Source organism: Micromonospora sp. NPDC005257 (assembly GCF_042872445.1).
Taxonomy (GTDB): domain Bacteria; phylum Actinomycetota; class Actinomycetes; order Mycobacteriales; family Micromonosporaceae; genus Micromonospora.
Genome location: NZ_JBIAKL010000006.1, coordinates 124,267 through 137,112 on the forward strand (window position 1 = coordinate 124,267; position 12,846 = coordinate 137,112).

At 76.2% G+C, this 12,846-nt stretch carries 12 protein-coding genes; 9 read left to right on the forward strand and 3 right to left on the reverse strand.

The window, feature by feature from the left end; genetic code table 11:
* Positions 1–40: 40 nt before the first annotated feature.
* Genes ACFYO8_RS14945 through ACFYO8_RS14955 form a run of 3 tightly spaced genes read right to left on the reverse strand, consistent with a single transcriptional unit; the run spans position 41 to position 1,805 of the window.
* Complete coding sequence (locus tag ACFYO8_RS14945; protein ID WP_354870095.1) at positions 41–595, reverse strand: GNAT family N-acetyltransferase; 555 nt, start codon at positions 593–595, stop codon at positions 41–43.
* Positions 592–1,320: a monooxygenase gene (locus ACFYO8_RS14950; protein WP_354870098.1), complete on the reverse strand. Its 729-nt coding sequence runs from the start codon at positions 1,318–1,320 to the stop codon at positions 592–594. The genes ACFYO8_RS14945 and ACFYO8_RS14950 overlap by 4 nt, the downstream gene beginning before the upstream one ends.
* Entirely contained in the window at positions 1,317–1,805 is a 489-nt protein-coding gene (locus tag ACFYO8_RS14955) for a YbaK/EbsC family protein (protein WP_354870101.1), read from the reverse strand. Before ACFYO8_RS14955 ends, ACFYO8_RS14950 begins: the two co-directional genes overlap by 4 nt.
* 522 nt (positions 1,806–2,327) lie before the next feature.
* Here ACFYO8_RS14955 and ACFYO8_RS14960 point away from each other — a divergent pair.
* From ACFYO8_RS14960 to ACFYO8_RS15000, 9 genes are all read left to right on the forward strand, one after another.
* A complete protein-coding gene (locus tag ACFYO8_RS14960; protein ID WP_354870103.1) occupies positions 2,328–2,831 on the forward strand; it encodes an SAV_6107 family HEPN domain-containing protein in 504 nt (167 codons plus the stop codon).
* A gap of 139 nt (positions 2,832–2,970) precedes the next feature.
* Entirely contained in the window at positions 2,971–3,732 is a 762-nt protein-coding gene (locus ACFYO8_RS14965; protein WP_354870104.1) for a hypothetical protein, read from the forward strand.
* Entirely contained in the window at positions 3,729–5,399 is a 1,671-nt protein-coding gene (locus ACFYO8_RS14970) for a DNA polymerase Y family protein (RefSeq protein ID WP_354870107.1), read from the forward strand. The genes ACFYO8_RS14965 and ACFYO8_RS14970 overlap by 4 nt, the downstream gene beginning before the upstream one ends.
* An 18-nt stretch (positions 5,400–5,417) precedes the next feature.
* The gene (locus ACFYO8_RS14975; RefSeq protein ID WP_387257270.1) at positions 5,418–8,768 is read left to right on the forward strand and encodes an error-prone DNA polymerase; all 3,351 of its coding nucleotides are present in this window, start codon (positions 5,418–5,420) and stop codon (positions 8,766–8,768) included.
* 96 nt (positions 8,769–8,864) lie between these two features.
* Positions 8,865–9,044, forward strand: a complete 180-nt coding sequence (locus ACFYO8_RS14980; protein ID WP_355015114.1) for a hypothetical protein — start codon at positions 8,865–8,867, stop codon at positions 9,042–9,044.
* Positions 9,045–9,075: 31 nt separating this feature from the next.
* On the forward strand, positions 9,076–9,807 hold the full coding sequence (locus ACFYO8_RS14985) for a methyltransferase domain-containing protein (RefSeq protein WP_354870115.1): 732 nt from the start codon (positions 9,076–9,078) through the stop codon (positions 9,805–9,807).
* Entirely contained in the window at positions 9,804–10,991 is a 1,188-nt protein-coding gene (locus ACFYO8_RS14990) for a nucleotide pyrophosphatase/phosphodiesterase family protein (protein WP_354870117.1), read from the forward strand. The genes ACFYO8_RS14985 and ACFYO8_RS14990 overlap by 4 nt, the downstream gene beginning before the upstream one ends.
* Before the next feature lie 60 nt (positions 10,992–11,051).
* Positions 11,052–12,311: a DNA polymerase IV gene (locus tag ACFYO8_RS14995; protein ID WP_354870119.1), complete on the forward strand. Its 1,260-nt coding sequence runs from the start codon at positions 11,052–11,054 to the stop codon at positions 12,309–12,311.
* Positions 12,312–12,426: 115 nt separating this feature from the next.
* On the forward strand, positions 12,427–12,828 hold the full coding sequence (locus ACFYO8_RS15000; RefSeq protein WP_354870122.1) for a DUF3040 domain-containing protein: 402 nt from the start codon (positions 12,427–12,429) through the stop codon (positions 12,826–12,828).
* Positions 12,829–12,846: the final 18 nt, after the last annotated feature.

Sequence of the window (12,846 nt, forward strand, 5' to 3'; positions counted from 1 at the left end):
CGCGACTGCGGGGCTCGCAGGCCCGGCTCACTCCTCGCGCTCACGGGGCGTCCGGCGGGGGCAGCGGCAGGTCCCGGCCGAGCACGCCGAACGGCCGCTCGTCGCCGGGGAAGTGGAAGTGGCGCAGGACGTCGACGAAGCCGAACCGGCGGTACAGCCGCCAGGCCCGGGACTTCTCCTCGTCGGCCTCCGGGGTGGAGAGCAGCGTGGTGTCGCCCTCGGCCACGGCGAGCAGCGCGCGCAACTGGCGGGCGCCCAGGCCGTGCCCCTGCGCGGGCGGGCGAACGTGCAGCTCCACCACCTCGAACGGGTGGGTCAGCCAGCGCTGCCGGGCCTGCGCGTTCAGCGCCCGGTGCACCTGGTCGTGCCACCACTGCCCGGTGGCGCCCCGGTAGCCGTACCCGAAACCGGCCAGGTGTCCCTCGTTGGTCAGGCTGGCGACGGCGCGGAAGCCGGGGCGGCGTACGTGGGTGGCGATGTAGCCGCGGCGGGCCTCCAGCAGATCGGGCCGGTAGCCCATCGCCTCGCCGTAGACGGCCACCACGTCGTCCAGCCGCCGGACCAGGTCGTCCGGGGTCCACCGCACCAGCCTCATGAGCGCCCTCTCACCGTCTCCGGGCCGCCCTCGGCGGCCCAGCCGAGCACCGTACGGTCGCCGACCACGTCGCCCACCGCGAACCGCGCGAACAGCTCCTCCGCGTACCAGCCCTCGGTGGGGGTGCGGGTGATCGCGGCGCGGTGCTCCGGGGAACGGTACGCGAACGCGACGAGGTCCGCCGGGTCGCGCCACACGCTCACCGTGCCCTGCCAGCCCAGCGGCGCCTCGCCGACGCCGAACCGGGCGAGCAGGCCGGGCGAGGTGTGCAGCGCGCCGGCGACCGGTGGGATCGCGCGCCAGAACGTGGCCGCCCGCCGGGCCCGCAGCCGGGCCCGGGTCAGCGCCAGCACCGGCCCGGTGACCCGCCCGCCGGACGGCGTGCCGAACGGCTCCCGGCCGGACCATCGGCCGCGGCTGGTCAGCGGGCGCAGGTCCACCCGTACCGCGGCGCGGGCGATCCGGGCCCAGGAGCGGGCGACCGGGGAGGCGTCGAAGCCGGCCGCGTCGGCGGGGGAGTCCCAGACCACGAGCGCGGCCCACCGGGTCAGGTCGGCGTCGCCGGGGCCGAAGCCGGTGCCGGTCCCGGTGCCGAGCAGCTTGGCGAAGCGGACGCCGGGTAGCCGGCGCAGCCGGGCCGGGTGGGTGGCCATCCGGGTCAGCACACCGGGTACGGCCCGCCGGGGCACACGCCACACGTGCAGCGTGACGAGTTCGGGGTTCACGCCACCTCGGCCGGGGTGCCGGTGGTGATCCGCAGCAGTTCCGCGTACGTGGTGGGGAACACCGCCCGGGGCACGCCGCCGGCCGCCCACACCTCGTCGTACCCGGCCAGCGCGGTGTCCACGACGGTGCGCAGCGGCGCGGGGTGGCCGACCGGGGCGACGCCGCCGATCACCTGCCCGGTGTGCCGCTTGACGAACTCCGGGGTGGCCCGGCGCAGGTGGGTCACGCCCAGCGTGGCGGCCAGCCCCGCGGTGTCCACCCGGTGCGCGCCGGAGGTGAGCACCAGCAGCGGCGCGTCGTCCGCGTCGAAGATCAGCGAGTTGGCGATGGCGCCGGCGGCGACGCCGAGCGCCTCGGCCGCCGCGGCGGCGGTGTGCACCGCGTCGGGCAGCAGTCGGACCAGGCTGGCCTCGCCCGATCCGTTCCGCGCGCCCGCCTCGTCGAGCGCGCGCTGCACCGCCTGCACGTTCGGGTGTGGCTGCATCCCCCCATTCTTCCCCCACCCGCGCGCGGGCCCGCCGGGGGCCGTTGTCCTCCCGTGCGTCGCGGCGCGTCACACGTTGCGTTTTCGTCGGTGGGGAGGTGTACTGTCAGGGTAGTTAGAACGAGTGTTCGATTCGGCTCGCAGTTTGATTCGGTTCAACGGCAAGCGGCTCAGCTCCCCGGCTGGCCCGGCCTGATCCGAGCCGGTCGCGCACCCGTCGAACGCTCCGGAAGCGGTGTTTCGCGGCACCGGCTTCCGGGAGGTGCGGCACCGCGGGCCGCACCGGGTCTCGGACAGTCGCGAGTCCGGGCCCGTCAGGCAGGTCGTCGTCCGCCGCCCACGACCCCCGGGCGGCGGACGACGGACCCGCCGGCACGCCGGCCGGGTGTGGGTGTGGGGAAGCGTCCACATCCGGCCGGCCGCCACAAGGTGCGTCTTCCTCCGCACCGACCGCTCCGGGCGACCGGGCGACGTTCCCCGTCGCCCGAGCGCCCGCCCCGGCCACACGCGGAGGAGAGACCCATGCCGACCAGTCCGGCCCAGGCGCCCACGGTGCCCGCGCACGTGCTGCCGCACCGCACCCCCACCCAGTTGCTCGCGGTGGCCCGCGACGGGCTGGCCGAGGCCGCCCGCACCCGTCCCGACGGCCTCCGGTACGCCGCCGCCCACCTCGCGGCGCTGCGCGCCGCCGCCGCCGTGCTCGCCGCCCGCGCCCGCCCCGCGCCCACCCGCCGGAACCGGATCACCAGCGTCTGGGTGCTGCTCGCCACCGTCGCCCCCGAACTGGACGAGTGGGCCGCCTACTTCGCCGCCGGCGCGAGCAAGCGGGCCGCCGCCGAGGCCGGCATCCCCCGCGTGGTGACCGCCCGGGAGGCCGACGACCTGCTGCGCGCCGCCGAGGAGTTCGTGACGGTGGTGGAGACCGCGCTCGGACAGGCCCACCAGCCGGTGCTCGACGGCCTGCCCCGCCCGCTGCGGCGCGGCGTCTCCGACACCCCGCCCCGGCCCGGAGCAGCAGCCGCCTGATTCGTGGCGCCCGGCCACCACCGGCGGGACTCCGGGTGGCCGGGCGCCACGCCCCGGCACACGCGTGCCGCGCACGACACGATCCACAGCACCATCCACGGGTGAGGCCCGTGGCGAAACACGACGGGGGGTTGGTCCGATGGCGGGCCGCATGGTGGTCGGTTCCGCCGCCCTGGCCGACCTGGTCCGTCCGGCGAGCACGCCCGACCCGGCCGGCGGCCACCGGGTACTGCCCGTCCGGGCCGAGCTGACCGGGCTGCTGCCCAACCGCGGCCTGCGGCGTGGCAGCACCGTAGCGGTCGGCGCCGGCCGGCCCCGGCGCAGCGGCGCCACCTCGCTGATCCTCGCGCTGCTCGCCGAGGCGTCCCGGGCCGGCTCGTGGTGCGCGGTGGTCGGCGTACCCACCTTCGGGGCCGGCGCGGCGGCCGAGGCGGGCATCGCCCTGGACCGGCTGGCCCTGGTGCCCGACCCCGGGCCGGAGTGGCCCACAGTGGTCGCCGCGCTCATCGACGGGGTCGACGTGGTGGTCACCGCCGTGCCGGCCACCGTCTCCGCCTCGGTCGCGACCCGGCTGGCCGCCCGCGCCCGGCAGCGCGGAAGCGTGCTCGTCCCGTACGGCAGGTGGGACGGCGCGGACGTCACGCTCCAGGTGGTCCGGGGCGTCTGGCAGGGGCTCGGCCCCGGTCGCGGGCGGCTGCGCCGCCGCGAGGTGACCGTCTCGGCCCGGGGCCGGGGCGCGGCCGCCCGCCCCAAGGAGATCAAGGTGTGGTTGCCCGGCGACGAGCTGACCCGGGTGATCCCCCACTCGGTCGGGCTCGGCGCCCCGTCCGCCGCGCCGTTGCGCCGGCTGCACGTGGTCGCCCCACCCGCCCGCACGCTCGCCGCTGCCGGTCCGGCGTGAGCGGCGTACCGCAGCGGACGCTGCTGCTCTGGTGCCCGGACTGGCCGGTCCTCGCCGCCGAGATCGTCGACGGGGTGCCCGCCACCGACCCGGTCGTGGTGCTGCACGCCAACCGGGTGATCGCCTGCTCCGAGCGGGCCCGCGCCGAGGGGATCCGGCGCGGGCTGCGCCGCCGCGAGGCGCAGGGGCGCTGCCCGCACCTCACAGTGGTCGACCACGACCCCGCCCGGGACGTGCGCGCGTTCGAGCCGGTGGTGGCCGCCGTGGAGGAGGTGGTCGCCGGCGTCGAGGTGATCCGGCCCGGCGTCTGCGCCACGGCGGCCCGGGGGCCGAGCCGCTACCTCGGCGGCGAGGAGGCGGCGGCCGAGCGGATCGTGGAGCACGTCGCGCAGAGTTGCGCGGTGGAGAGCCAGGCCGGCATCGCCGACGGGGTGTTCGCGGCCGGGCTGGCCGCCCGGGAGGGGCGGATCGTGCCCCCCGGCGGCACCCGCGAGTTCCTGGCCGGCCGCCCGGTCGAGGCGCTCGGCCGGCCCGCCCTGGCCGACCTGCTGCGCCGGCTCGGCGTACGCACGCTCGGCGACTTCGCGGCGCTGCCGGCCGGGGACGTGCTGGCCCGGTTCGGCTTCGACGGGGCGCTGGCGCACCGGCTCGCCGCCGGCCGGGACGACCGTCCGCTGGCGGTCCGGCAGCCGCCCGCCGACCTGACCGTCACCGCCGACCACGACGAGCCGATCGACCGGGTCGACGCGGCCGCGTTCGCCGCCCGCACGCTCGCCGAGCGGCTGCACGAGCGGCTGGCCGGCTACGGGCTGGCCTGCACCCGCCTCGGCATCGAGGCGGTCACCGCGCACGGCCAGGAACTGCACCGGGTCTGGCGGCACGATGGCCTGCTCACCGCCGCGGCCATCGCCGACCGGGTCCGCTGGCAGCTCGACGGCTGGCTCTCCGGCAGCAACGGCCGGGGCGGGACGCGTCCGGTCCGGCCCACCGCCGGGATCGTCCGCTTGCGGCTGGTGCCCGACGGGGTGCTCGCCCAGGCGGGCCTGCAACCCGGGCTGTGGGGGGAGACCGGAGAGGAGCGGGAGCGGGCGCACCGCGCGCTGAACCGGGTGCAGGGCATCCTCGGCCCCGAGGCGGTGGTCACCGCCGTGCTCGGCGGCGGACGTTCCCCGGCCGACCAGGTGCGCCTGGTCCCGTGGGGCGACGAGCGGGTGCCCGCGCGCCCCGGTCCGCCACCCCTGCCGCCCGCCGCACCGCCACCGGCACCGGCGTCCCCGGCCGTCGTACCCGCTGGGGGTGGTGCGGGGCGGCGGACCGGGCGGGGCCGGGCGGTGGCCGCGCCGCCGTGGCCGGGCCGGATCCCGCCACCGTCACCGGCCGTGGTGCTGCCCGCCCCGTTGCCGGCCGACGTGCGCGACGCGGCCGGGGAGCCGGTCGTGGTGAGCGCGCGGCTGGCGGTCAGCGCGGCGCCGGCCCGGTTGACGGTCGGTGACGGGCGCCCGGCCGAGATCACCGGCTGGGCCGGGCCGTGGCCGGTGGACGAGCGCTGGTGGGCGCCGGCCGAGGCGTGCCGCCGGGCCCGGTTCCAGGTGTGCCTGGCCGACGGCGCCGCGCTGCTGCTCGCGGTCGAGGGCGGGCAGTGGCTGGTGGAGGCGATCTATGACTGAGCGCCGGGGGAGCGCGGGATGAGCTTCCACAACCCGAAGATGCCGTGGTCGAAGCTGGAGCAGGTGCTCTCCGGGCGGGCCAAGGGCGAGCGGCACCTGCACGTGGTCGACCCGCTCGCGGTCGACGCCGACGGCGGCGACTCACCGGCGTGGAGCCGCAAGCGCCAGGAATACCGGTCGCCGGAGCTGGTCCGCCCGGACGACGTCGTGCCCTACGCGGAGCTGCACGCGCACTCCAACTTCAGCTTCCTCGACGGGGCCAGCCACCCGGAGGAGCTGGCCGAGGAGGCGGCCCGGCTCGGGCTGACCGCGCTCGCCGTCACCGACCACGACGGCTTCTACGGCGTGGTGCGCTTCGCCGAGGCGGCCCGCGCGCTGCGGCTGCCGACGATCTTCGGCGCGGAACTGTCCCTCGGGCTGCCCGGCCCGCAGAACGGCGAACCCGACCCGCTCGGCCGGCACCTGCTGGTGCTCGCGCACGGCCACGAGGGGTACGCGCGTCTGGCCGCCACCATCTCCCGGGCCCAGCTGCGCGGCGGGGAGAAGGGCCGCCCGGTCTACGGCGAGCTGGAGGAGATCGCCGCCGAGCTGCGCGACCACGTGCTGGTGCTCACCGGCTGCCGCAAGGGGCACGTGCCCGCGGCGCTGCTCACCGAGGGCGTCGACGCAGCGGCCCGGGAGCTGGACCGGCTCACCGCGTTGTTCGGCGCGGAGACGGTGGCGGTGGAGCTGACCGACCACGGCCACCCGGTCGACGCCGACCGCAACGACGCGCTCGCCGAGCTGGCCGCCACGGCCGGGCTGCCCACGGTCGCCACGAACAATGTGCACTACGCCACCCCGGGCCGGCGTCGGCTGGCCACCACCGTGGCAGCGGTCCGGGCCCGGCGCAGCCTCGACGAGATCGACGGCTGGCTGCCCGCCGCGGCCACCGCCCACCTGCGCAGCGGCGCGGAGATGGCGGCGCGGTTCGCCGCGTACCCGGGCGCGGTGGCGCGGGCCGCCGAGTACGGCGCGGAACTCGCCTTCGACCTTCAGCTCGTGGCGCCGAGGCTGCCGGCGTACCCGGTGCCGCCCGGGCACACCGAGATGAGCTGGCTGCGCCGGCTGACCATGGACGGCGCCCGCGAGCGCTACGGGCCGCCCGAGGCGCACCCGGAGGCGTACGCGCAACTGGAACACGAGCTGCGGATGATCTCCGACCTCGGTTTCCCCGGCTACTTCCTGGTGGTCTACGACATCGTCGCGTTCTGCCGCGCGCAGGACATCTACTGCCAGGGCCGGGGATCGGCGGCCAACTCGGCGGTCTGCTACGCGCTGCGCATCACCAACGTGGACGCGGTCCGGCACCGGCTGCTGTTCGAGCGGTTCCTCGCCCCGGAACGCGACGGCCCGCCCGACATCGACGTGGACATCGAGTCCGACCGCCGGGAGGAGGTGATCCAGCACGTCTACGCCCGCTACGGCCGGGAGCACACCGCCCAGGTCGCCAACGTCATCTCGTACCGGCCCCGGTCGGCGGTGCGGGACGTGGCGAAGGCGTTCGGTTTCTCGCCCGGCCAGCAGGACGCCTGGAGCAAGCAGATCGACAGGTGGGGCTCGGTCGCGGCGGTCGACGTGGCGGACATCCCGGAGCAGGTGGTCGCGTACGCGAACGAACTCCAGACGTTCCCCCGGCACCTGGGCATCCACTCCGGCGGCATGGTGATCTGCGACCGGCCGGTGATCGAGGTGTGCCCGGTGGAGTGGGGCCGGATGCCCGGGCGCAGCGTGCTCCAGTGGGACAAGGACGACTGCGCCGCCGTCGGCCTGGTCAAGTTCGACCTGCTCGGCCTCGGCATGCTGTCGGCGCTGCACTACGGCTACGACCTGATCGGGTCCCGCCTCGACCTGGGCGACATGGACCTGGACGACCCCGAGGTCTACGACATGCTCTGCCGGGCCGACTCGGTGGGCGTGTTCCAGGTGGAGAGCCGCGCCCAGATGGCCACTCTGCCCCGGCTCAAGCCGCGCGAGTTCTACGACCTGGTGGTGGAGGTGGCGCTGATCCGGCCCGGCCCGATCCAGGGCGGCTCGGTGCACCCGTACATCCGGCGCAAGAACGGCCAGGAGCCGGTCACGTACGCGCACCCGCTGATGCGCAACGCGCTGGAGAAGACGCTGGGCGTGCCGCTGTTCCAGGAGCAGCTCATGCAGCTCGCCATCGACCTGGCCGGGTTCGACGCGGCCGGCGCCGACCAGTTGCGCCGGGCCATGGGGGCGAAGCGCTCGGTGGAGCGGATGGCGCAGATCGCCGACCGGCTCTACGCCGGGATGGCCGAGCGGGGCATCAGCGGCGAGCTGGCCGACGACGTCTACCGCAAGCTCACCGCGTTCGCCAGCTACGGCTTCCCGGAGAGCCACGCGATGAGCTTCGCCTATCTGGTGTACGCCAGCTCGTGGCTCAAGCGCTACCACCCGGGCCCGTTCCTGGCCGCGCTGCTGAACGCCCAGCCGATGGGCTTCTACTCGCCGCAGACGCTCGCCGACGACGCCCGCCGGCACGGCGTCGAGGTGCGCCGGCCGGACATCAACGCCAGCGGCGCCAAGGCGGTGCTGGAATCCACGGCGGAAACCAGGTGGGGCAGCGTGCCCGGAGAGCCGCCGCACGCCTGGGGACTGGGCGGCCCGGCGGTACGGCTCGGGCTGGGCAGCGTCCGTACCCTCGGCGAGGACGTGGCCGAGCGGATCGAGGCGGAGCGGGCGGCGCACGGGCCGTACCGGGACATGCCGGACCTGGCCCGCCGCGTCGGTCTCACCGCCGCGCAGCTGGAGGCCCTGGCCACCGCCGATGCCTTCGCCTGTTTCGGGCTGACCCGGCGGCAGGCCCTCTGGGCCGCCGGCGCGGCGGCCCAGGACCGGCCCGGCCGGCTGCCCGGCACGGTGACCGGCGCGGACCCGCCCACCCTGCCCGGCATGGCCGCGGTGGACCGCCTGGTCGCCGACGTCTGGGCCACCGGCCTGTCCCCGGAGAGCCACCCGGCGCGGTTCATCAGGGATCGCCTCGACGCGCTGGGCGCGGTGCCGATCGCCCGGCTCGGCCAGGTGCCGCCCGGGCAGCGGATCCGGGTCGGCGGGATCGTCACCCACCGGCAGCGCCCGGCGACCGCCGGCGGCGTCACGTTCCTCAACCTGGAGGACGAGACCGGGATGCTGAATGTCACTTGCTCCCCGGGGCTGTGGCAGAGATACCGTCGAATCGCCCGTACCAGCGGAGCACTCGTGGTGCGGGGCCGGCTGCAGCGGCACGAGGGCGTCACGAACCTCACCGCGGACCGGCTGGACTCGATCGAGCCCCCCGTCACACCGGCATCCAGGGATTTCCGTTGATGGAGTGATCCACATTACGGTTTCTCCGAGCCGGAGACGGGAGACTCCCGACGCGGGTGGGCAGAGTGGCCCACCCGAGGTATGGGGGATGAACCGATGACCTTTCACCGCACGAACGCCAGTGGCGTAGCCAATGCCCGGCGGACCCGCCTCGGTGCCGACTGGGCGCCCACCCACGAGGCCGAGCCGCGGGAATACCAGGTGACCGATGGCCCGGTGGCAAACAACCAGCGCTCCCGCGCCGAGGACGACCCCGCCGGAGGCGGCGAGTCCTGAACCCGGGCCGGGGGGTGACTAGGCTCGGCGCGTGGAGCAGATCCGAACCCTCACCCCCCGCACCGCCGTCATCTGGTCGGTGCTCCGGGCCGAGCTGGACCGGCGGGCCGGCGAACGACTCTCCGTGCTCGACGTCGGCGGCGGGACCGGCGGCTTCGCCGTCCCGCTCGCCGAGGCCGGTCACCAGGTCACGGTGGTCGACGCCAGCCCCGACGCGCTCGCCGCGCTGACCCGCCGGGCCGCCGAGGCCGGGGTCGCCGATCGGGTACGCGCGACGCAGGGCGACGCCGACGCCCTCACCGGACTCGTCGAACCGGCCACCGTCGACCTGGTGCTCTGCCACTCCGTCCTCGAGGTGGTCGACGAGCCGGAACCGGTGATGTCCGCGTTGGTCGCCGCGTTGCGTCCGGGTGGCGCGGCGAGCGTGCTCGTCGCCGGCCGGGCCGCCGCCGTGCTCGGCCGGGCGATGAACGGGCAACTGGACGCCGCCGCCGCGCTCGCCGCCGACCCGAACGGCACCACCGGCGGCCGGGACACGCTGCGCCGCCGCTACGACGCCGCCGACGCGAGCGCCCTGCTCACCGCCGCCGGCCTCGTCGTGGAGGAGATCCACGGGGTACGGGTGCTCGCCGACCTGCTGCCGGCCGCGGTGGCCGACGGACAGCAGGCCGCCCTGGTGGAGCTGGAGCGCGCCCTGGCCGCCCGGTCCCCGTACCGCGACCTCGCCGCCCAGCTGCACCTGTTCGCCCGCCGCCCGGCATGACCGGTCCGGCTCCCGATCCGGCGCCCGTCCCGGATCCCGGCCCGCTGGACCGGGTGGCGCCGCGCTACGACGGCGGCGCCCTGACCGACGTGCTGCCCAGCGCGCTGGCGCTGCTCGGCGTACCGGGCGCGGCCGACCGGCTCGGCCTGGCCCCGGGCCTGACCGGGGTACGCCGGATCGCGGTGCTGCTCGTCGACGGCCTCGGCTGGTACCAGATCCCCGTCGCCGCCCCGTACGCCCCGACGCTCGCCGGCCTGGCCGCCACCGTCGGCCGGCCGATCACCACCGGCTTCCCGTCCACCACGCCGACCAGCCTGGTCAGCCTCGGCACCGGCACCCCGTCCGGCGCACACGGCGTACTCGGCTTCACGGTCCGGGTGCCCGGCACCGACCGGGTGCTCAACCACGTCGACTGGGCCGGCGACCCGGACCCGGCGAGCTGGCAGCCGGTGCCCACCTGGTACCAGCGAGCCCGCGCCGCCGGGGTCGCTGTCACAGTCGTCAGCCGCCCCGAGTTCGCCGGCAGCGGCCTGACGCTCGCCGCCAACCGGGGCGGCGACTACCGGGGCGCGGCGGGCGTCGACGCGCTCGCCGCCCGGATGCTGGCGGCGCTGGCCGCCGGGGACGGGCCCACGCTCGTCTCCGGCTACCACCCCGACCTGGACCGGCACGGGCACCTCAGCGGCGTTGACTCCGCGCCCTGGCGGACCGCCGCAGCCGACGTGGACGCACTGCTGGCCCGGCTCGTCGACGGGCTGCCGCCGGACGCCGCGCTGCTGGTCACCGCCGACCACGGCCAGCTCGACGTGCCCGCCGGGCACCGGATCGACCTGGACACCGACCCCCGGCTGCGGGCCGGGGTACGGGTGGTCGCCGGTGAGCCCCGGGTCCGCTACCTGCACGTCGAGCCGGGCGCCGAGGCCGACGTGACGGCCGCCTGGACCGAGGTGCTGGGCCCGGCCGCGCAGGTGCTGACCCGGGCCGAGGCGGTGGCGACCGGCTGGTTCGGGCCGGTGCCCGAGGCGCACCTGACCCGGATCGGCGACGTGGTGGTGGTCTGCCGGGACACGTACGCGGTGGTCGCCACCCGCTCCGAACCGCCGATGGCGTCGCGGCTGGTGGCGTACCACGGCGCGGACACCGCCGCCGAGATGACCGTCCCGCTGCTGGTGGTCCGCGGCTGAGCCCGGTTCGTCCGGGCCGGCGGGCGGTGGGTTGTCGGACCGGCGGGCTAGCCTGCTGGCATGGGCCGCAGCCAGTCGTTGCCCCGAGGCGGTGATCCGCGCTTCGGGCCGGACGCCGACGACACCGGCTGCACCGTCCTGCACGTCGACATGGACGCGTTCTACGCCTCGGTGGAGGTGCGCCGCCGCCCCGAGCTGCGCAACCGGCCGGTGGTGGTGGGCGGCGTCGGGCCGCGCGGCGTGGTCAGCTCCGCCAGCTACGAGGCCCGGCGATACGGCGTCCGCAGCGCGATGCCCACCGCCCGCGCCCGGGCGCTCTGCCCCGGCGCGGTCTACCTCCCGCCCGACTTCGCCGCCTACACCGAGGCCTCGCGGGCGGTCATGCAGATCTTCCGGGACGTCACCCCGCTGGTCGAGCCGCTGTCGCTGGACGAGGCGTTCCTCGACGTGGCGGGCGCCCGCCGACTGTTCGGCCGGCCCGCCGACATCGCCGCGCTGATCCGCCGCCGGGTCGCCGAGGAACAGCGACTGACCTGCTCGGTGGGGGTGGGGCCGAGCAAGTTCGTGGCCAAACTCGGTTCCACCCGGGCAAAACCCGACGGCCTGCTCGTGGTCCCGGCCGCCCGGGTGCTGGACTTCCTGCACCCGCTGCCGGTGTCCGCCCTGTGGGGCGTGGGGGAGCGCTCCGCGGACGCGCTGCGCCGCCTCGGCCTGCGCACCGTACGCGACCTGGCCGAGGCGCCGTCCGGCCTGCTGCGTCGAGCAGTGGGCGAGGCGTCCGCCACCCAACTGCACGAGCTGGCCCGGGGGCGTGACCCGCGCGCTGTCACGCCCGAGCAGGTGGAGAAGTCGATCGGCGCCGAGGTCACGTTCGACACCGACGTGAGCGACCCGGTCGAGATCCGGCGCTCCCTGCTCGCGCTCGCCGACAAGGCCGGCGCTCGCCTGCGCGCGGCCGGACAGGTCGGGCGCACCGTGTCGCTCAAGGTCCGCTTCGCCGACTTCCGGACGATCAGCCGCTCCCGCACCCTCGCCGTGCCCACCGACACCGCCCGGGAGATGTTCGACACGGCCTGGGCGCTGTGGACCGCGCTCGCCCCCGGCGAGCCGATTCGGCTGGTCGGTGTCCGGATGGAAGGTCTCGCCCCCGCCGGGGAGACGCCGCAGCAGCTCACCCTGGGCGCGCCGGAGCGCGGCTGGCGTGAGGCGGAGGCGGCGGCCGACGCGGCGGCCGCCCGATTCGGGCGGTCCGTCATAGGTCCGGCCAGTCTTCTCGGCCGTCGTGATACACGACAAGTCGAAAAACCGGCCCGGCCGTAGGTCGTCCCGCTTTCCGACGCGCGGGGGCCCTCGTAGACTTGCGGGTAAGCAGCCGGATGGCTGCCACGGTCTGTCGGCCCGCCCGGGCCGACCAACGTGACCGGGGAGGAGTGCCGTGCCGCTCTCGGAGCACGAGCAGCGGCTGTTCGAGCAGATCGAGCGGTCGCTTGCCGAGGACCCCAAATTCGCCTCGGCCGTGCGCGCCAGCGACCCGCGTTTCCACGCGCGGCGTCGCGTGCTCGTCGCTGCCGGCCTGGTCGTCGCTGGTCTGGCCCTGTTGATCTACGGTGCCGTGATCAAGATTCCCGTGGTGGCAGTGGCGGGTTTCGTCGTCATGCTGGCCTCGTTGATCTTCGCGGCGCAGTCGCACCGCAGATCTCAGTCGCCCGACCTGCACGTGGTCGGCGGCACAACGAGCCGGCGTCGTTCCCGTGGCCGCAGTGGCGGTGGCCGCCGGGGCTCCTTCCTCGACCGGATGGAGGACCGCTGGCGGCAGCGCCCGGAGGGCCACCGCTGACCACGTCCCGCCCCTGAT

Coding starts and splice junctions, on each gene's coding strand:
- ACFYO8_RS14975 (WP_387257270.1), top strand. CDS start 5,418: ATGAGCTTCCACAACCCGAAGATGCCGTGGTCGAAGCTGGAGCAGGTG.
- ACFYO8_RS14945 (WP_354870095.1), bottom strand. CDS start 595: ATGAGGCTGGTGCGGTGGACCCCGGACGACCTGGTCCGGCGGCTGGAC.
- ACFYO8_RS14990 (WP_354870117.1), top strand. CDS start 9,804: ATGACCGGTCCGGCTCCCGATCCGGCGCCCGTCCCGGATCCCGGCCCG.
- ACFYO8_RS14995 (WP_354870119.1), top strand. CDS start 11,052: ATGGGCCGCAGCCAGTCGTTGCCCCGAGGCGGTGATCCGCGCTTCGGG.
- ACFYO8_RS14980 (WP_355015114.1), top strand. CDS start 8,865: ATGACCTTTCACCGCACGAACGCCAGTGGCGTAGCCAATGCCCGGCGG.
- ACFYO8_RS14960 (WP_354870103.1), top strand. CDS start 2,328: ATGCCGACCAGTCCGGCCCAGGCGCCCACGGTGCCCGCGCACGTGCTG.
- ACFYO8_RS14965 (WP_354870104.1), top strand. CDS start 2,971: ATGGCGGGCCGCATGGTGGTCGGTTCCGCCGCCCTGGCCGACCTGGTC.
- ACFYO8_RS14955 (WP_354870101.1), bottom strand. CDS start 1,805: ATGCAGCCACACCCGAACGTGCAGGCGGTGCAGCGCGCGCTCGACGAG.